Source organism: Azotobacter chroococcum, assembly GCF_004339665.1.
Lineage (GTDB): Bacteria > Pseudomonadota > Gammaproteobacteria > Pseudomonadales > Pseudomonadaceae > Azotobacter > Azotobacter chroococcum.
In genome coordinates this window covers 70436-88441 of record NZ_SMMU01000013.1, presented here as the reverse complement: position 1 = coordinate 88441, position 18006 = coordinate 70436, and the positions used below count along the sequence as shown (strand labels likewise).

Below are 18006 nucleotides of genomic sequence, written 5' to 3'. Positions count from 1 at the left end.
GCCCGGCCCGTCGGCGCGGCACCTCAGGCCTGAGCGGGCACCGGCGCGTTCGGCGCGATCAGTTGCTCGCGCTTGAGCGCTTCCCAGAACTCGCCGGGGATAGCGACCTGCATCGACTGCACGTTGGCCTGCACCTGCTCGGGCGTGCGGGCGCCGGGGATGACGGCGGAAACCAGCGGATGGGCGGCGGCGAACTGCAGGGCGGCAGTGCGCAGGTCGATGCCGTGGCGCTCGGCGACCGCCATGATCCGCGCGCGCTTCTCCGGCGCCCAGGCAGGAACGCTGCCGGCGTAGAGGTAGCGGTCACGCCCGGCCAGGTAGCCGGCGAGCAGCGGCGCGCCAACCACCACCGAGACGCCGCGCTTGGCGAGCTGCGGGAAGGTGTTGTCGAGCGCCTCCCGATGGTCGAGCAGCGAATACTGGCAGGCCAGCAGGCAGATGTCCGGATCGCCGGCCTCCAGCGCCCGCACCGCCGGCGCGGGGTGGTTGACGCCGAAGCCCCAGGCCTTGATCAGACCCTCCCTGCGCATCCGCGACAGCTCCGGGATCGCTCCCCTGGCCGCCTGCTCGAAGTATTCGCTCCAGCGCTCGCCCATGTCGCGGTTGTCGGGCGACAGGTCGTGGATGAACACGATGTCGAGGTACGGGACGCCGAGCCGCTGCAGGCTGTCCTCGATCGAGCGGCGCACGCCTTCGGCGCTGTAGTCGTAGCGGTAGGCGAAGGGCGAAGGCTCCTTCCACATGGTTTTCGGCGGGCTGTCGCTCGCGCTCAGCAGGCGGCCCACCTTGGTCGACAGCACATATTCCTCGCGCTTCAGGTCGTGCAGGAAGTGACCGAAGCGGCGCTCGCCGAGGCCCAGGCCATACCAGGGCGAGGTGTCGAAATAGCGGACCCCGGCCGCGAAGGCGGCCTGCAGCGTGGCCTGGCTCTGCTCGTCGCTGGCCGGCGCGAAACCATTGCCGATAGCCACGCCGCCCAGACCGATGCGACTGAACGGACGAAACTTGCCGCCGGCGATCGGCGCGTGGGTCGGTGCCGGTCCGCTGCCCGGCGTACCCTGGGTCGGCAGCAGCGACCCGGGACCCTGGGCCTGCGCGAACAGGGGCGAGGCCGCCAGTACGGCGGTCCCGGTTGCGACGGCGGAAAGAAGTTGACGGCGTGTGCTCATGACGAATGCTCCTCCTGAAGCTGATGATGGATAGGCAAATCCCTGTGCTTTCCGACAGCACGGCCGGACAAAATTCGCCGGCGCCGCTTTCTCTGTGACACGGCTCGATTGCAGGACTCGACACCAGCACTCAGGGTAGGCACCTGCCCGGTCATCTGCCAAACTGCCCGCCCCAGCCTGTCAATGGATCGTCCAAGCATGTCTTTCCTGCCACCGAGCCTCGTCGCACTCGCCCAGCGCCTGGGCCTGGGCCCGGGGAGGCATACGCCACGTCAGCTGCTGCACAAGGCCCGCGCGCTGCGCCTGCCCTTCCAGCCGCTGCCGCCGGTGCAGGAAAGCATCTGGTGGCAGGCCGACCCGCCCCTGCACCGGCTGGTCGAGCTGCCACGCGACGCCCTGTCCGGGCCGGTCCAGGAGGACAAGGCCGCGGCCCGCACGGTGCTGATGCGCCTCGTTGAGCGGGAACAGCGCAGCCTGGACGGCATCGACCTGCGCCAGGTCGACGGGCTGGTCGGCAAGGACCCGCAGGCCGCGCAGTACGACGGCCTCGAGGCCTACAGCGCGACCCCCGAATGCCGCGCCGTGCGGATCATCGGCTACAAGGACTTCGTGCGCACCCTCGGCCAGGCCGTGGCCGGCTTTCCCGAGGCCGGCCGCCTGCAGCTGCGCCAGGCCGGCTGGCGTGGCGAACGGCTGTTCTGGGCCGGCGAGCCACAACAGCTGGCGGCCTTCGCCGCGGCCGTCGCCTATGCGCGGCGGCGCGGCCTGGAAGTCGTCCAGCCTGCCGAGCTGACCCGCTACCGGCTGAGCGAAAGCGGCCTGGCCGGCCTGCGCCGGCGCTACCACGTGCTGGCCATGCCGGCGCAGGCCTGGAGCGATCCGGCCTTCATGGGCCTGCTGCTCGACCAGGGCATGCCCTATGCCCGCCTCGCCCTGCTGCGCCGCAGCGGCGCCCCCGAGTTCCTCCTGCTGCCCCGCCGCCATCCGGCGGCCAACGCCCTCGGCGAAGGGCTCTACCAGGCCGGCGCGCCGGACGTGACCGGCTTTCTCGCCGGGCTGCTGCCGGCCGCGGACAGCGCGCCCGGCTGAGTCCGCCAGCCACCGCCCCAAGGAGATGTTCATGAAGGAGCTGTCCCTGTCCCGCCGGTTCTGCCCCGCCCTGCTGGCCCTGGGCCTGCCCGCTGCCATGGCGGCCGAGCCCCCGCTCTACGGCCCCGAGCTGGAAGGCTTCGACTACCCCCACCCGGTCCAGTACTTCACCCTCGAATCCCAGGGCCAGTCGCTGAAGATGGCCTACATGGACGTGCAGCCGGCCGAACCCAACGGCCACACCCTGGTCCTGCTGCACGGCAAGAACTTCTGCGCGGCGACCTGGGAAGGCAGCATCGCCGCCCTGTCCAAGGCCGGCTACCGGGTGGTGGCGCCGGACCAGATCGGCTTCTGCAAGTCCAGCAAGCCTGCGCACTACCAGTACAGCTTCCAGCAGCTGGCGGCCAACACCCGGGCGCTGCTGGAGTCCCTGGGCCTTGCGCGCTACAGCCTCATGGGCCACTCCATGGGCGGCATGCTCGCCACCCGCTTCGCCCTGCTCTATCCCCAACAACTGGAACGCCTGGTGCTGGTCAACCCCATTGGCCTCGAGGACTGGAAGGCGGTCGGCGTGCCCTATCGCACGGTGGACCAGTGGTACGCCCGCGAACTCGAGACCAGCGCCGAGGGCATCCGCAACTACCAGCTCAGCACCTACTACGCCGGCCAGTGGCGCCCCGAGTTCGATCGCTGGGTGGAGATGCAGGCCGGCCTGTTCCAGGGGCCGGGCAAGCAGCGCGTGGCGTGGAACTCGGCACTGACCTACGACATGATCTACACCCAGCCGGTGTACTACGAGTTCGAGCAGCTGAAGGTACCGACCGTGCTGCTGATCGGCGAGAAGGACAACACCGCCATCGGCAAGGACGCGGTGGCGCCCGAACTGCGCCCGCTGCTCGGCGACTATCGGCGGCTGTCCTGGGAAGCGGCCAAGCGCATTCCCGGAGCCACCCTGCAGACCTTCGCCGACCTCGGCCACTCCCCGCAGATCCAGGCGCCGGAGCGCTTCCACGAGGCCCTGCTGCAGCAGCTGGCCAAACCGGCCGAATAGCCGGCCGCACCCGGGCCTGCCCCCGGCGGCCCGGCATCGCCCCGACGAGAACAGCGCCCTGGTCGGCTCCAGACACTAGTTTCCCGCGGCATTGGTCAAACCTTTTTTTACTCTCCCGGTCGTAATTGCACTCGCCTCAGGTAAAGTGGCGGGGTGCGGAAACCGCTCGCGGCGTGGCTTTCCTGGCCGCAGCCGGTATCCGCCAGCTGTTAGGGAATGGACTGTGCTCGACAAGGAGATGTTTGCAATGGCCAGACAATGGCGAAAGACCGGCCTGCCATTCAGATTCAAGCCGGCCAACCGGATCGTGGATGCCCCTCCCGCCCCGGCAGATACCGCCCCCCCCCGGGGAACCGCCACCCTCGCCAAACTGTGCAGCCTGGTGGTCGACCTGATCCGCGGCAAGCGGGTATGGGTGAGTACCGAGGAGCGGGAGGCGCTCTCGCCGATGATCGATCTGGGTTATCTGCAGTGCGAAAGTGGTTTCCAGGAGTCCTCCACCCACTTCCTCTGCCACTGCTCCCACCCCACGCTCTTCGAGTTCTATTTCTTCTACCGCTGGCTGCCCGAACACGGCCAGCGCTTCCGCCCCCGGCGGGAGCTCTCCAGCCAGGCCCGCTAAGCCGACGCCAGCGGGGCCATTCTTCAGGCCCCGCGCGCGCCGCTCTGCGCCAGATCCGCCAGCTCGCGGTTGACCACCGCGAACATGGCATAGTCCGCGCCACCGGCCGCGCGCAGCTCGGCCAGGGTCGCCCGCCAGCGCTCGACCGCCGGCTGGTTCTGCTCCAGCCAGAGCGCTACCCGCGCCTCGATATCCTCCGGACCGTCGACCATCTGCAGCAGGGCGATGGTAATCGCCCGCTGCTGCCAGTCCATGTCGTCGCGGAACGCTTCCCGGGCCAGCGCCTGCCACTGATTCTCGACCGGCAGGTTGGTGATCTGCTGCAGGTACCAAGGCAGCTCCAGGGCGCCGCCGACGGCGAAGTGCGCGGTCGCCACCACCGCCGGCTCGCGCCCGGTGACGTCGGCCGCCTCGAGGATCGGCAGCAGGGTGTAGAGGTAGCCGGTGCCGGCGACCAGCCGTGCCAGCAGCTCCGGCACCCCGGCCTCAGCATAGGCGCGGTAACGCAGCTGCCACTGCTTGTGAGTGCTGCCTTCGAGCAGCTCGTCGAGCTTGAGGCCGAGGGCGGCGACCTGCGGGCCGAAGTGCGCCACGTCGCGGGCGGCGTCCAGCTCGCCGCGGCGATTGCGCAGGAACCAGCGGGTGGCGCGGCGGCCCAGGCGGGTCAGCTCGTCCATCAAGGTCAGTTGCAATTCGGCAGGGACCTGGTGGTCCAGCGCCTCGATCTGCCGGAACCAGTACGGCAGATGGAAGATGTCGCGGACGATCACATAGGCCTCGGCCACCGCCGCGGCGTCCATGCCGGTGGACTCCTTGAGGCGCTGCACGAAGGTGATGCCCATGTGGTTGACCAGATCGTTGGCGATCTGCGTGGCGACGATCTCCCGGCGCAGCCGGTGGCTGCGCATCAGCGCGCCGAAGCGCTCCACCAGCAGCGTCGGGAAGGCGCTCTCCATGTCGCGGATCAGGTAGTCGTCGTCCGGCACCCTGGAGTCCAGCAGCGACTCCTTGAGGTCGATCTTGCTGTAGGAGATCAGCACCGCCAGCTCCGGGCGGGTCAGGCTGGTGCCGCCGGCGAGGCGCTCGGCGAGCTGCTCGTCGGAGGGCAGGAATTCCAGGGCGCGATCCAGCCGCCCGTCATGCTCCAGGGCGTCGATCAGCCGGCGGTACTCGCCCGGATGCAGGCGCGCGCGGCGCTCGGCCAGGGACAGCGCCTGGGTCTGCTTGTAGATGTTGTTCAGCACCAGCTGGGCCACCGCATCGGTCATCTCGTGGAGCAGCTGGTCGCGCTGCTTGCCGGTCATGTCGCCGGCGGCGAGCACCTTGCCGAGCAGGATCTTGATGTTCACCTCGTGGTCGGAACAGTCGACCCCGCCGGCGTTGTCGATGAAGTCGGTGTTGCCGGCGCCGCCCTTGAGGCAGTATTCGACCCGGCCGAGCTGGCTGAAGCCCAGGTTGCCGCCCTCGCCCACCACCTTGGCGCGCAGCTCGCTGCCGTTGACCCGCACCGCGTCGTTGGCCTTGTCGCCGATGTCCGCGTGGCTCTCCTGGCTGGACTTCACGTAGGTACCGATGCCGCCGTTCCACAGCAGGTCGACCGGCGCCCTGAGCAGGGCGCTGATCAGCTCGGCGGGAGTCAGCCGCTCGGCGGCGATGGCGAAGCGCTCCTGCATCTGCGGGCTGATCCGGATGCTTTTGGCGCTGCGCGGGAACACCCCGCCGCCGATCGAGATCAGCGCCGGATCGTAATCGGCCCAGGAGGAGCGCGGCAGCTCGAACAGCCGGCGCCGCTCGGCGAAGCTCTGCGCCGGGTCCGGCTCGGGATCGACGAACACGTGGCGGTGGTCGAAGGCCGCCAGCAGGCGCACGCTCTGCGACTGCAGCAGACCGTTGCCGAATACGTCGCCGGACATGTCGCCGATGCCGATCACGCTGATCGGGTCCTTCTGCACGTCGATGCCGCGCTCGCGGAAATGGCGCTGCACGGCGACCCAGGCGCCGCGGGCGGTGATGCCCATCTTCTTGTGGTCGTAGCCGCTGGAGCCGCCGGACGCGAAGGCGTCGCCGAGCCAGAAGGCGTAGTCGGCGGCGATGCCGTTGGCGATGTCGGAGAAGCTCGCCGTGCCCTTGTCGGCGGCCACCACCAGGTAGGGGTCGTCGCCGTCGTAGCGCAGCACGCTGGCCGGCGGCACCACCTCGTCTTCCCTGAGGTTGTCGGTGACGTCCAGCAGGGCCGAGACGAAGATCCGGTAGCAGGCGATCGCCTCGGCCTGGATCTCGTCCCGGCTGCTTCCGACCGGCAGGCGCCGCGGCACGAAGCCGCCCTTGGCGCCGACCGGCACGATCACCGCATTCTTCACCTGCTGGGCCTTGACCAGGCCGAGCACCTCGGTACGGTAGTCCTCCTCGCGGTCGGACCAGCGCAGGCCGCCGCGGGCCACTTTGCCACCCCGCAAATGCACGCCCTCGACCCGCGGCGAGTAGACGAAGATCTCGAAGCGCGGCACCGGCCTCGGCAGCTCGGAAAGCGCCCGCGGGTCGAGCTTGAGGCTGAAGTGGCTCTTGGCCTGGCCGGCGGTGTCCGGCTGGTAGAAGTTGGTGCGCAGGGTGGCCTTGATCAGCTCCAGGTAGCGCCGCAGGATGCGGTCCTCGTTGAGCACCTCGACCTTGTCCAGGGCGCCGAGGATGGCCTGCTCCAGGCGCTGCTGCTTGTCCTCCAGGTCCTCGCCGGCGATGCGCCGCGCCAGGTAGAAGCGGATGCGGAACAGACGCACCAGCTCGCGGGCGATGTCGCTGTGGTTGAGCAGGGCGGCGGCGACGTAGCCGAGGTCGAAGCCCAGGCGGACCTGCTTGAGGTAGCGGCCATAGGCGCGCAGCAGGGCAACCTCGCGCCAGGGCATGGCGGCGCTCAGCACTAGGCGGTTGAAGGCGTCGTTCTCGGCGTCGCCGCGGACGATGTGGATGAAGGCGTCCTGCAGGGTGTCGTTGAGCTGCTGGAGGTCCACCTCCGCCCCGCCGGCGCAGGTGAAGGAGAAATCGTGGATCCAGAACTCGCGGCCGTCGCGCCGGCGCAGCGGGAAGGGGAACTCGCCGAGCACGCGCAGGCCGAGGTTCTCGAGGATCGGCAGGACGTCGGACAGCGGCAGCGGGGTGTCCGGATGGTAGATCTTGCCGTGCAGTTGCTGGTCGCCCTGGCGCAGCGGCTGGTAGAAACTCATCACCAGCGGCCGCTCGTCGCCCAGGGAGAGCAGGTGCTGCATGTCGACCACCGCCGAGTGGGGCGCGAAGCGCTCCCGGTAGCCGGCCGGAAAGCCCTGCGGAAAGTCCGCCAGCAGGCCGGTGCCCTGGGCCTCGCCGAAACTTTCCACCATCAGGCTGGCATATTCGTCCTGCCAGGAGCGGCAGGCGCGGATCATCTCCTGCTCCAGGCGCCGGGGATCGAAGTCGACCCGCGCCTTGGGATCGACGCGCAGGATGAACTGCACCCGGGCCAGAATGGACTCGGAGAAGTACACCCAGAATTCGCAGTCGCTGGCCTTCAGGCGCTCCATCAGCAGCTGCTGTATCTTCTGGCGGATCTCCGTGGAGTAGATGTCCCGCGGCACGTAGGCCAGGCCGTAGACGAAGCGCCCGTAGGGGTCCTTGCGCAGGAACAGGCGCAGCCGGTTGCGCTCCTGGATCTGCACGATGCTGATCGCGGTGTGCAGCAGCTCGTCCAGCAGCGTCTGGAACAGGTCGTCGCGCGGCAACACCTCGAGCACCTGGCTGAGTTCGCGGGCCAGGTGACTGGTGCTGTCGAAGCCGGCACGCCGCTCGATCTCCGCGGCCTTGCGGCGGATGTAGGGGATGTGCCGCACGCTCTCGTTGTACACCGAGGCGGTGTACAGGCCCATGAAGCGGTATTCGCGGACCACCCGGCCGGTCTCGTCCAGCTCGCGCAGGGAAACGTAGTTGGGATAGGCCGGGCGGTGCACCCGCGATGGCTGCGAGGCCTTGGCGAAGGACAGCAGCAGCGGCTCGCGCAGATAGTGCAGGGCTTCCGGCTCGATGCGCAGCCAGGCCTCGTCCAGCCCCGTGCGCAGGCGCTTGCTCAGGCCCAGCAGGGAGCGCTCGTCGTAGACGATGCGCCCGCCGCCGTCCGGCAGGTCCGCCACGCTGAACTCCTCGTAGCCGAGGAAGGTGAAATGGTCCTCCAGCAGCCAGCGCAGGAACACCTTGATCTCCGCCAGTTCCTCGGCGTCCACCTGGAGCTGCGCCCGCTCCAGCCAATCCAGCAGCGCCCGCATGCAGGAGGTCATCGGCTCGAAGTCGGCGACCGCCAGGCGCACCTCGCCGAACACCGCCTGTATCGCCTGCTCCAGCGCGCGCTGCTCGCCCAGGCTGGCGCAGCGGTCAATCTCGGCGGCGATCAGCGCCTCCTGGCGCACCCCGTCGCCACGGCTGCCGCGAGGCAGGATCTCCAACAGCTCGCCGGCGGCGTTGCGGCGCACGCCGAACACTCCGCCCTGCAGGCTGTGGATGCCGTGGCCGTGACGGTTCAGCTCCATGCGCAGCGAGTCGACCAGAAAGGGCATGTCCAGGTGCAGCACCTCGACCACACTGTGGCTGGACAGCCAGCCGTGCTTCTCGTAGTCGGGGTTGAAGACCGTCACCTCCGGCTGCGCCGGGTCGAAGCGCTCGAGCAGGCGCCAGGCCGACAGGGTGCTGCCGACCAGGTCCGGCAGGCGCCGCTCGGTCAGCTCGTCGAGAGCGGTCATGGCGAAGAACTCCTCGGCGAACAGCATCACCTGCGGCAGCAGCCGCTCGTCCAGATGCGCCCCCAGAGCGGCCTGCAACTGCACCAGGAAATCGGCCTTGCTGTCGGCCGTGAAGAACGCCATGGTCGTACTCCTGAAAGGGTCCCTGCATGCAGCATAGGCGGCCCCGGCCCCCTCTCCATGCCGGCCCGCTGCCCGAGCACGGGCCACGCCGAGCGCGCCATGCCGATCGCTCGCAGCTTCGGCGCCGCGTGCTCATCTACAATCGCCTCGATGCGACCGCCCGGGAGGAGGTCCGATCTGGCCATCGGTACGGCAGCGCGGCGCCAGGTTTTGTTTTAAAGTGGCGCCCGCTGCCCTGTGGCAGCCAAGACCTGCGGTCCTTTTGCGGAAGTGTAGAGAGATGGATCACCGAGAAGCGCTAGTGGCACTGCGGCAATACCTGGCCGGCCAGATCCTCGGCCAGGAAAAGCTGATCGACCGTCTGCTCGTCGCCCTGCTCGCCGACGGCCACCTGCTGGTCGAGGGCGCCCCCGGCCTGGCCAAGACCAAGGCGATCAAGGACCTGGCCGAGGGCATCGAGGCGGAATTCCATCGCATCCAGTTCACCCCCGACCTGCTGCCGGCGGACATCACCGGCACCGAGATCTACCGCCCGGAAACCGGGAGCTTCGTCTTCCAGCAGGGACCGATCTTCCACAACCTGGTGCTGGCCGACGAGATCAACCGCGCCCCGGCCAAGGTCCAGTCGGCGCTGCTCGAGGCCATGGCCGAGCGCCAGGTGTCGATCGGCCGGCGCACCTACGAGCTGTCGCCGCTGTTCCTGGTGATGGCCACCCAGAACCCCATCGAGCAGGAAGGCACCTACCCGCTGCCCGAGGCCCAGCTCGACCGCTTCCTCATGCACGTGAAGATCGGCTTCCCGGACGCCGCGGTGGAACGCAAGATCCTCCAGCAGGCCCGCGGCGAGGCGCTGCACGGCGAGACCAAGCCCGAGCAGCGGCTCAGCCAGCAGGCGATCTTCGCCGCGCGCAAGGAGATCCTCGGCCTGTACATGGCCGATGCGGTGGAGGAATACCTGGTGCAGCTGGTGATGGCCTCGCGCACGCCGACGCGCTTCGACGCCGAGCTGGGCGAATGGCTGACCTACGGCGCCAGCCCGCGCGGCTCCATCGCCCTCGACCGCTGCGCGCGCGCCCACGCCTGGCTGGCCGGACGCGACTTCGTCAGCCCGGAGGACATCCAGACGGTGCTGTTCGACGTGCTGCGCCACCGCCTGATCCTCTCCTTCGAGGCCGAGGCCGCCGGGGTCGACCAGGATCGGGTCATCCAGCGCATCCTCGACGTGGTGGCGGTGGCCTGATGCAGCCGCAGGCGGCAGGCGGACCACGCCCGGCTCCGGACGGCATCCGGGTGAACCTGGCCGAGCTGATCGAGATCCGCCACCGGGTGCGCGAGGTGCAGCTGTTCTCCAGCACCGCCCGGCGCAGCATGCTGCTCGGCGCGCACCACTCGCGGCTGCGCGGGCGTGGCGTGGACTTCGACCAGGTGCGTGTCTACCAGGCCGGCGACGACGTGCGCAACATCGACTGGCGGGTCACCGCGCGCACCCAGGAACCGCACACCAAGCTGTTCCACGAAGAACGCGAGCGGCCGATCTTCATCCTCGTCGAGCAGAGCCGGCAGCTGTTCTTCGGCTCCTCGCGGCAGTTCAAGTCGGTGCTCGCCGCCCAGGCCGCGGCGCTGATCGGCTGGGCCGCCCTGGAGCACAACGACCGGGTCGGCGGGCTGGTGTTCGGCAGCAGCGCGCCCCACGAGATCAAGCCGCGGCGCAGCAAGCAGAGCCTGCTGCAGCTGCTCAACCGCCTGGTGCGCGCCAACCATGCGCTGCACGGCGAACTGCCGGACGAGCCGGACGGCTTCGGCCTGGCCCTGCGCCGCGCCCGCGAGGTGCTGCGCCCGGGCAGCCTGGTGGTGGTGCTGTGCGACGAGCGGGCGCTGTCCGACACCGCCGAGCGCCAGCTGCTGCTGCTCGGCCGGCACAGCGAGCTGCTGCTGCTGCCGCTCTCCGACCCCCTCGACCATGCCCTGCCCGCCGCCGGCCTGCTGCGCTTCGCCCAGGACGGCGCGCAGCTGGAGCTGGACACCCACGACAGCGCGCTGCGCCAGGCCTACCACGCCCTCGGCCAGGCGCGCCAGGCGCGCTGGCAGCGCCTCGCCGAACGCCTCGGCAGCCTGCTGATGCCGCTCAGCACCCAGTTCGAGCTGGTCGAGCAGCTGCGCGAGCGGCTGCAGCCGCGGCCGGCAGGCCAGCCATGAACCCGCTCGACAACCTGCAACCGCTGATCCCCCCGCCAGCCATTCGCTGGTGGCCGCCGGCGCCTGGCTGGTGGCTGCTGGCGCTGGTCGCCCTCGTCTCCCTCGCCGCCTTCTGCTGGCTGCAGTGGCGGCGTCCGCGCCGGCGCGCCGAGCCGGCGCCGGCGCAGGTCCTCGACCCGCTGCGCGTCGCCGCCCTGGAGGAGCTGGCGCAGCTGCGCAAACCCTACGACGTGCCGGCCGGCCCCTGGCTGCAGCAGCTCAACGCGCTGCTCAAGCGCCTGTGCCGCGCCCACTACCCGGACAACCACAGCCACACCCTGAGCGGCCGCGCCTGGCTGGCCTATCTCGACAGCCGCTGTCCGGCCGCCGGCCTGACCCGCTGGATGATCCTGGTGGAAGGCGGCTACCGCGCCGAGTGCCGGCTCGACGACAAGGCCATCGACGGGCTCTACCAGTCCGTGGAAATCTGGATCCGCCGGCATGTTTGAATTCGTCTGGCCCTGGGTCTTCCTGCTCGCCCCGCTGCCCTGGCTGCTGCGCCTGCTGCTGCCGCCGGCCGACAGCGGCGAGGCCGCGCTCAAGGTGGCCTTCCTCGATGAACTGGAGAGTCTCAGCGGCCGCCGCGCCCGCCTGCGCCTGCCGGGCTGGCGGCAACAGGCGCCTTTCGTCCTGCTCTGGCTGCTGCTGCTCACTGCCGGCGCCCGTCCCGAATGGGTCGGCAAACCCCTGCCGCTGCCCACCAGCGGCCGCGATCTGCTGCTGGCAGTGGACGTTTCCGGCTCCATGGAATACGCCGACATGCAGTGGCAGGACGAAACCATCAGCCGCCTGGAGCTGGTCAAGCGCCTGCTCGGCCAGTTCATCGAGGACCGCCGGGGCGACCGCGTCGGGCTGATCCTGTTCGGCAGCCAGGCCTATCTGCAGGCGCCGCTGACCTTCGACCGGCAGACCGTGCGCACCTGGCTGGAGGAAGCCATGATCGGCATCGCCGGCAAGAACACCGCCCTCGGCGACGCCATCGGCCTGGGCCTCAAGCGCCTGCGCCTGCGCCCGGCACAGAGCCGCGTGCTGGTGCTGGTCACCGACGGCGCCAACACCGCCGGCGAGATCGACCCGCAGGTCGCCGCCCGCCTGGCCGCCGAGGAAGGAGTACGCATCCACACCATCGGCATCGGCGCCGATCCCCGGCAGAACGGTCTGCCCGGCCTGCTCGGCCTGACGCCCGGGCTCGACCTCGACGAGCCGACCCTGCGCGCCATCGCCGAACAGACCGGCGGGACCTATTTCCGCGCCCGCAGCACCGAGGAGCTGCACGCCATCGAGGAAACCCTCGACCGCCTGGAGCCGGTCGCCCAGCCGCCGAGCCAGGCACGCCCGGCCCGTCCGCTGTACCCCTGGCCGCTGGCCGCGGCGCTGCTGATCGGCCTGCTGCCGGTGGCCCGCACCCTGTGGCCGCCGCGCGCCCGCCTGGGCGGAGCACGCCGATGAGCGTCCTCTGGCCACACTGGCTGCGCCCCGGCTGGCTGCTCCTGCTGCCCCTGCTCGCCTGGCTGCTCTGGCGGCTCTGGCACCGCGAGCGGCGCGCCGGCCGCTGGGAGCTGCTGCTGCCGCCGGCCTTCCACCCGGCGCTGCTCGGCGCGCGCGCCGGGCGCGGCAGCCGCCTGCCGTGGATCGCCCTCGGCCTGGCCTGGCTGCTCGCCCTGCTGGCCCTGCTCGGGCCGAGCTGGCAGCGCATCGAGCAGAGCACCCTGAAGCGCGCCGACCCGCTGGTGGTACTGCTCGAGCTGACCCCGAACATGCTCGCCGGCGACGTCGCGCCGAACCGCCTGGCGCTGGCCAGGCACAAGCTGCTCGACCTGCTCGCGGCGCGCCAGGAGGCACAGACCGCGGTGGTCGTCTACGCCGGCAGCGCGCACACCCTGGTGCCGCTCTCCGACGATCTGGAAACCATCCGCAACCTGCTGGATGCCCTCGCCCCGCCGATCATGCCGGTCGCCGGGCGGCGCGCCGACCTTGCCGTGGCCCGCGGCCTGGCCCTGCTCGAACAGGGCGCCCAGGGCCGCGGCCAGCTGCTCTTGATCGGCAGCGAGCTGGACGAACGGGAACGCCAGGGCATCGCCCGGGCACTCGGCGGCGACGGCGAACGCCTCGCCATCCTCGGCATCGGCAGTCCCGGCGGAGCGCCCATCGCCCAGGAGGACGGCACCTTCCTCAAGGACGACCAGGGCGCCATCCTCCTCGCCCGGCTGGACAGCGCCGGCCTCGCGCGCTTTGCCGACAACCTCGGCGGGCGCTACCAGAGCGTCAGCCTGGACGACCGCGACCTGCGCCAGCTGGGCCTGCTGGCGGGTCCGCAACTACTGCGCGAGGGCGACCAGACGGCGCGCTTCGACGCCTGGGCCGACCAGGGCCACTGGCTGCTGCTGCCGCTGCTCCTGCTGGCTGCCTGCGCCGGCCGGCGCGGCTGGCTGCTCGCCCTGCCCCTGCTGCTCGTCCTGCCCCAGCCCGGCCAGGCCTTCGAGTTCACCGACCTGTGGCTGCGCCCCGACCAGCAGGGCCGCATCCTGCTCCAGGCCGGCCAGCCTGGCGAGGCCGCACGGCGCTTCGCGGACAGCCAGTGGCAGGGGCTGGCCCTCTACCAGGCCGGCGACTACGCCGCCGCCGCCGAGCGCTTCGCCCAGGGCCAGGGTGCCGCCGCCCACTACAACCGCGGCAACGCCCTGGCCCGGGCCGGCGAGCTGGAGGCCGCGCTGGACGCCTACGAGCGCGCCCTGGAACTGCAGCCGGCACTGGAACCGGCACTGCACAACAAGGCCCTGATCGAGGAACTGCTGCGCCAGCGCCAGCAGCAGGCGCCGTCGCCGGACGCCGACAGCACTGCCGAGCAGCCATCGGGCCAGCCGGGCCAGGACAGCCCGTCCGGGCAGAGCAGCGGGCAGAACGACGGCCAGGCGGATACGCCCGCGCCCGGGACGAGCGAGGACGCCGCTGCGGACAGCGCACCGGCACAGCCGGGAGCGCCCGGAACGGCCCAGGACGGAGCGCAGGCCACGGGCGAGGCGCCGCCAGGCTCCGGCCAGGTCGCCGAGGCGACCCCGGAGGAGCCGTTCGCCGCCGAACGCCGCCAGGCCCTGGAACAGTGGCTGCGGCAGATCCCGGACAATCCCGGCGAGTTGCTGCGGCGCAAATTCTGGTACGAACAGCAACAGCACCGGGAAGCCAGCCCATGATCCGCCTGCTCTGCACCCTCCTGCTCTGCCTGCTGGCCTGGACGGCCCAGGCCGAGGAGTTCACCGCCCGGGTCGACCGCACCCGCCTCGGCGCCGGCGAAACCCTCGAGCTGACCCTGGAAAGCAGCGACTCCACTCCGCTCGGCAAGCCGGACCTGAGCCCCCTGGAGGAGCACTTCGAGGTGCTCGGCACCCGCCAGGTCAACCGTCCGAGCAGCACGGCCGGCGACTCCCGCAGCACCACCCAGTGGATCGTCACCCTGCAGCCGAAGCGCCGCGGCCAGGTGACGATCCCAGCCCTGCGCCTGGGCGACCGGCAGACCCGGGCAATCGTCCTGCAGGTGCAGAAAAGCGAGGTGGACAGCGACCCGGCCAGGCTGGCGCCGGTGTTCATCGACGCCACCCTGGACCGGGAAAGCATCTACGTGCAGGCCCAGGTCGTGCTCACCCTGCGCATCTACCATTCGGTGTCGCTCTACGACGACAGCAACCTGAGCCCGCTGCAGATGGCCGATGCCCACATCGAGGCGCTCGGCGCGCCACGCACCTACGAAACCAGCGTCAACGGCGTGCGCCACGGGGTGATCGAGGTGCGCTACGCACTGTTTCCCCAGCGCAGCGGCGAACTGCTGATCCCCGCCCAGTCCTTCACCGCCACCGAGGTCAGCCGCGCCCCCGGCCGCGACGGCCTGCTGCCCTTCGGCCCGCACAGTGGCCGGCAGATCCGCGTCGAGTCGCCGGCGATCCCCCTGACGGTCCGGGCCAAGCCGGCCGAATACCCGGCCGACGCACCCTGGCTGCCGGCGCGCGCCCTCGTCCTGAGCGAGAACTGGAGCCCCGCGCCGGAACAGGCACGGGCCGGCGATTCGCTGACCCGCCAGCTGACCCTCAAGGCCGACGGCCTGAGCGGCGCCCAGCTGCCGCCGCTGGCCAGCCTGCCGGTCGAGGGCCTGCGCCGCTATCCGGACCAGCCGCTGCTGACCGATCAGCCCGGCGAACGCGGCCTGATCGGCAGCCGCGAGGAGCGCGAGGCACTGGTGCCGACCCGCGACGGCCGGATCGAACTGCCGGCGCAGGAAGTGGTGTGGTGGAACACTGTCCACGAACGCCTAGAGCGCACCCGCCTGCCGGCGCGTACCCTGGTGGTGGAGACGAACCCGGAATTGGCCGCGGAATCGCCGCAGACCCTCGGCGCGCCCCTGGCCCTGCCCGGCCAGCCGCTCTGGCTCTGGCAGCTGGCCAGCGCCCTGCTGCTCTGCACCACCCTGCTCGGCTTCGGCCTCTGGTGGCATGCCCGCCGCCAGCCGGCGATCCGCAGCGCCGTCGCCGGGCCGAGCCCGCGCAGCCTGCTCGACGACCTGCGCCGCGCCTGCCAGGCCAATGACACCCAGGCAACCCGCCAGGCCCTCGACGCCTGGGCCCGCCAGCAACCGGAAACCCTCGCCGCGATGGCGGCACGCTACGTGCCCCTGTCCGCCGCCCTCGACGGCCTGAACGGCGCGCTCTACAGCGAGAGCGGCCAGTACTGGCAGGGCGACGACCTCTGGCAGGCGATCCGCGACCTGCCGCCAGCCCTGCAGTCGAGCACGCCCCGCGAGCCGAGCCAGCTGCCGCCGCTGTATCCGCGCTGAGCGACGCATGCGGCGGCGTGACACGGGGCGCGACGGCCACAGGCCGTTGCCCGCTAAGCTGCCGACCGCACATTGACGAGCGTTGTGGAGAAGTTCTGGTCTCCGGCGTGCTAACGCCCGATTTCCAGGCAGAGTTCGCGACCATGGTGCCGGCCGAAGCCAACGGCTCGTACTGGCTGGGCGCGTACATCGCCGTGCCGCCTGGTGCTTACCGGATCGAGATCCATGGCTATCCGCCTGGCGATCTCTCGGGGGCTGGGGAACGATCACCGAGCCGCGGATGTTCGGCCCCCACCCCGGCATACAGCCGGAGAAACCGCTCGAATACTGGCGGCGTACGCACCCGGACGAGACGCCACCTGGGTGGATGGCCGATGAGCCCGAAGAAGAAGGCTCATATGTAGACTTCATCATTCGGCTTTCGCCGTTGGAGGGCGAGATGGCGGAACCGGCCCTCGAAGAGGATGGCTGCCTGCAGTGGGAGTTTCGCAAGCCGGATATTTGCCCGGCCGGGATTCGCTCTACCCTCTGAGCTGTCCCCATCCAGGCCCGGTCCCAGATCAATGCCCTGGCACTCTCCAGCAAAAAAAACCGCGGCCCGGAGGCCGCGGTTTTCAGGGTCGAGCGAGTGTCAGGCGTTAGCCTTTGGCCAGCATGCTGCCGCGCTCTTCCAGGTTGATGTGCCACTCCAGGGCTTCGCGCAGGATGTGCGGGGTCTGACCGCCCTTGGCGCAGGCGCGCTCGAAGTAGTCGTTCAGCGCGGCGCGGTAGTCCGGGTGCACGCAGTTGTCGATGATGGCACGGGCGCGCTCGCGCGGCGCCAGGCCACGCAGGTCGGCCAGGCCCTGCTCGGTCACCACGACGTCCACGTCGTGTTCGCAATGGTCGACGTGACCGACCATCGGCACCACGCTGGAGATCGCGCCGCCCTTGGCGATGGACTTGGTGACGAAGATCGAGGTGTGGGCGTTACGGGCGAAGTCGCCGGAACCACCGATGCCGTTCATCATCTTGGTGCCGCCAACGTGGGTGGAGTTCACGTTGCCGTAGATGTCGAATTCCAGCGCGGTGTTGACGCCGATGATGCCGAGGCGGCGGGCGATTTCCGGCAGGTTGGAGATTTCCTGCGGACGCAGCACCAGCTTGTCCTTGTACTTCTCCATGTTGCCGAACACGCGCTTGCCGCACTCTTCGGAGAGGGTCATGGAGCAGCCCGAAGCGAAGTCCATCTTGCCGGCGTCGATCAGCTCGAAGGTGGAGTCCTGCAGCACTTCGGAGTACATGGTCAGGCCGCTGAAGTCGGACTTCAGCAGGCCGCACATCACGGCGTTGGCGATGGAGCCGATGCCGGCCTGCAGCGGCAGCAGGCTCTTGGTCAGACGACCGGCGGCCACTTCGCGCTCGAGGAAGGCGATCAGGTGGTCGGCGATGGCCTGGGTCTCGTCGTCCGGCGGGGTGACGGTGGACGGCGAGTCCGGGGTGTCGCAGATCACGACGGCAGCAATCTTGGCCGGATCGACCGGGATGGCCTTGGTGCCGATGCGGTCGTCGACATTGATCAGCGGGACCGGACCGCGGCCCGGACGGGCAGCCGGAATGTAGATGTCGTGCAGACCTTCGAGGTTCAGGTTGTGGGCCAGGTTGATCTCGACGATCACCTGCTTGGCCTCGGCGACGAAGCTGGCGGAGTTGCCCACGGAGGTGGTCGGCACGATGTGGCCTTCCTCGGTGATGGCGACGGCCTCGATCACCGCGATGTCCGGAGCCTTGATCTGCTTGGAGCGCATCTGCTCGACGGTTTCCGACAGGTGCTGGTCGACGAACAGCACCTTGCCTTCGTTGATCGCCTTGCGCAGGGTGTTGTCCACCTGGAACGGCATGCGGCGGGCCAGCGCGCCGGCTTCGGTCAGCTTCTTGTCCAGATCGTTGCCCAGGCTGGCGCCGGTGACCAGGGAGATCTTGCGCGGCGAGCTGGTGGCCAGCTTGGCCAGCGCCAGGGGCACTGCCTTGGCTTCGCCGGCGCGGGTGAAACCGCTCATGCCGACGGTCATGCCGTCCTGGATCAGCGCTGCGGCTTCGTCGGCGCTCATGATTTTTTCAAGCAGGGAGGGCAGGCGAATACGATCGGAATACATGGG

Annotated in this window: 13 protein-coding genes; 10 read left to right on the top strand and 3 right to left on the bottom strand. The window is 70.1% G+C overall.

Annotation, left to right across the window (positions count from 1 at the left end):
* Positions 1-23: 23 nt before the first annotated feature.
* Positions 24-1169 (bottom strand): aldo/keto reductase, encoded by a 1146-nt coding sequence (locus tag EV691_RS13000; protein ID WP_131297347.1) that lies wholly within the window; start codon positions 1167-1169, stop codon positions 24-26.
* A 198-nt stretch (positions 1170-1367) separates the two neighbouring features.
* Here EV691_RS13000 and EV691_RS12995 point away from each other — a divergent pair, with 198 nt between their 5' ends.
* The 3 genes from EV691_RS12995 to EV691_RS12985 all read left to right on the top strand — a co-directional run bounded on the left by EV691_RS12995 (position 1368) and on the right by EV691_RS12985 (position 3931).
* Positions 1368-2258, top strand: coding sequence for a DUF6685 family protein (locus EV691_RS12995; RefSeq protein ID WP_232487113.1), 891 nt, complete (start codon positions 1368-1370; stop codon positions 2256-2258).
* Positions 2259-2283: 25 nt separating this feature from the next.
* Positions 2284-3309, top strand: a complete 1026-nt coding sequence (locus EV691_RS12990) for an alpha/beta fold hydrolase (protein WP_131297346.1) — start codon at positions 2284-2286, stop codon at positions 3307-3309.
* 247 nt (positions 3310-3556) lie between these two features.
* Positions 3557-3931, top strand: a complete 375-nt coding sequence (locus EV691_RS12985; protein WP_039803174.1) for a hypothetical protein — start codon at positions 3557-3559, stop codon at positions 3929-3931.
* Positions 3932-3954: 23 nt separating this feature from the next.
* Here the strand turns inward: EV691_RS12985 and EV691_RS12980 are convergent, their stop codons facing one another.
* Positions 3955-8811, bottom strand: coding sequence for an NAD-glutamate dehydrogenase (locus tag EV691_RS12980; protein ID WP_131297345.1), 4857 nt, complete (start codon positions 8809-8811; stop codon positions 3955-3957).
* A gap of 280 nt (positions 8812-9091) precedes the next feature.
* On the opposite strand from EV691_RS12980, the gene EV691_RS12975 reads away from it, so the two are divergent.
* The 7 genes from EV691_RS12975 to EV691_RS12945 all read left to right on the top strand — a co-directional run bounded on the left by EV691_RS12975 (position 9092) and on the right by EV691_RS12945 (position 16400).
* Positions 9092-10051, top strand: coding sequence for an AAA family ATPase (locus tag EV691_RS12975; protein ID WP_131297344.1), 960 nt, complete (start codon positions 9092-9094; stop codon positions 10049-10051).
* Complete coding sequence (locus tag EV691_RS12970) at positions 10051-11007, top strand: DUF58 domain-containing protein (RefSeq protein WP_089168641.1); 957 nt, start codon at positions 10051-10053, stop codon at positions 11005-11007. The genes EV691_RS12975 and EV691_RS12970 overlap by 1 nt, the downstream gene beginning before the upstream one ends.
* The gene (locus tag EV691_RS12965; RefSeq protein ID WP_131297343.1) at positions 11004-11495 is read left to right on the top strand and encodes a DUF4381 domain-containing protein; all 492 of its coding nucleotides are present in this window, start codon (positions 11004-11006) and stop codon (positions 11493-11495) included. The genes EV691_RS12970 and EV691_RS12965 overlap by 4 nt, the downstream gene beginning before the upstream one ends.
* Positions 11488-12495 carry a vWA domain-containing protein gene (locus tag EV691_RS12960; RefSeq protein WP_131297342.1) on the top strand — a complete coding sequence of 336 codons (1008 nt, stop codon included), beginning with the start codon at positions 11488-11490 and terminating at the stop codon, positions 12493-12495. Before EV691_RS12965 ends, EV691_RS12960 begins: the two co-directional genes overlap by 8 nt.
* The gene (locus tag EV691_RS12955; RefSeq protein ID WP_131297341.1) at positions 12492-14237 is read left to right on the top strand and encodes a VWA domain-containing protein; all 1746 of its coding nucleotides are present in this window, start codon (positions 12492-12494) and stop codon (positions 14235-14237) included. Before EV691_RS12960 ends, EV691_RS12955 begins: the two co-directional genes overlap by 4 nt.
* Positions 14234-15868, top strand: coding sequence for a BatD family protein (locus tag EV691_RS12950; RefSeq protein ID WP_131297340.1), 1635 nt, complete (start codon positions 14234-14236; stop codon positions 15866-15868). The genes EV691_RS12955 and EV691_RS12950 overlap by 4 nt, the downstream gene beginning before the upstream one ends.
* A gap of 280 nt (positions 15869-16148) precedes the next feature.
* Positions 16149-16400, top strand: coding sequence for a hypothetical protein (locus tag EV691_RS12945; protein ID WP_131297339.1), 252 nt, complete (start codon positions 16149-16151; stop codon positions 16398-16400).
* A 106-nt stretch (positions 16401-16506) separates the two neighbouring features.
* Here EV691_RS12945 and EV691_RS12940 read toward each other — a convergent pair whose 3' ends face one another.
* On the bottom strand, positions 16507-18003 hold the full coding sequence (locus EV691_RS12940) for an acetyl-CoA hydrolase/transferase family protein (RefSeq protein ID WP_039803157.1): 1497 nt from the start codon (positions 18001-18003) through the stop codon (positions 16507-16509).
* Positions 18004-18006 lie beyond the last annotated feature (3 nt).

What these genes read in the sequence shown, in the direction of transcription:
- EV691_RS12955 (WP_131297341.1), top strand. Translation starts at nt 12,492, where the DNA reads ATGAGCGTCCTCTGGCCACACTGGCTGCGCCCCGGCTGGCTGCTCCTG.
- EV691_RS12965 (WP_131297343.1), top strand. Translation starts at nt 11,004, where the DNA reads ATGAACCCGCTCGACAACCTGCAACCGCTGATCCCCCCGCCAGCCATT.
- EV691_RS12985 (WP_039803174.1), top strand. Translation starts at nt 3,557, where the DNA reads ATGGCCAGACAATGGCGAAAGACCGGCCTGCCATTCAGATTCAAGCCG.
- EV691_RS13000 (WP_131297347.1), bottom strand. Translation starts at nt 1,169, where the DNA reads ATGAGCACACGCCGTCAACTTCTTTCCGCCGTCGCAACCGGGACCGCC.
- EV691_RS12975 (WP_131297344.1), top strand. Translation starts at nt 9,092, where the DNA reads ATGGATCACCGAGAAGCGCTAGTGGCACTGCGGCAATACCTGGCCGGC.
- EV691_RS12970 (WP_089168641.1), top strand. Translation starts at nt 10,051, where the DNA reads ATGCAGCCGCAGGCGGCAGGCGGACCACGCCCGGCTCCGGACGGCATC.
- EV691_RS12940 (WP_039803157.1), bottom strand. Translation starts at nt 18,003, where the DNA reads ATGTATTCCGATCGTATTCGCCTGCCCTCCCTGCTTGAAAAAATCATG.
- EV691_RS12990 (WP_131297346.1), top strand. Translation starts at nt 2,284, where the DNA reads ATGTTCATGAAGGAGCTGTCCCTGTCCCGCCGGTTCTGCCCCGCCCTG.
- EV691_RS12995 (WP_232487113.1), top strand. Translation starts at nt 1,368, where the DNA reads ATGTCTTTCCTGCCACCGAGCCTCGTCGCACTCGCCCAGCGCCTGGGC.
- EV691_RS12950 (WP_131297340.1), top strand. Translation starts at nt 14,234, where the DNA reads ATGATCCGCCTGCTCTGCACCCTCCTGCTCTGCCTGCTGGCCTGGACG.
- EV691_RS12980 (WP_131297345.1), bottom strand. Translation starts at nt 8,811, where the DNA reads ATGGCGTTCTTCACGGCCGACAGCAAGGCCGATTTCCTGGTGCAGTTG.
- EV691_RS12960 (WP_131297342.1), top strand. Translation starts at nt 11,488, where the DNA reads ATGTTTGAATTCGTCTGGCCCTGGGTCTTCCTGCTCGCCCCGCTGCCC.
- EV691_RS12945 (WP_131297339.1), top strand. Translation starts at nt 16,149, where the DNA reads ATGTTCGGCCCCCACCCCGGCATACAGCCGGAGAAACCGCTCGAATAC.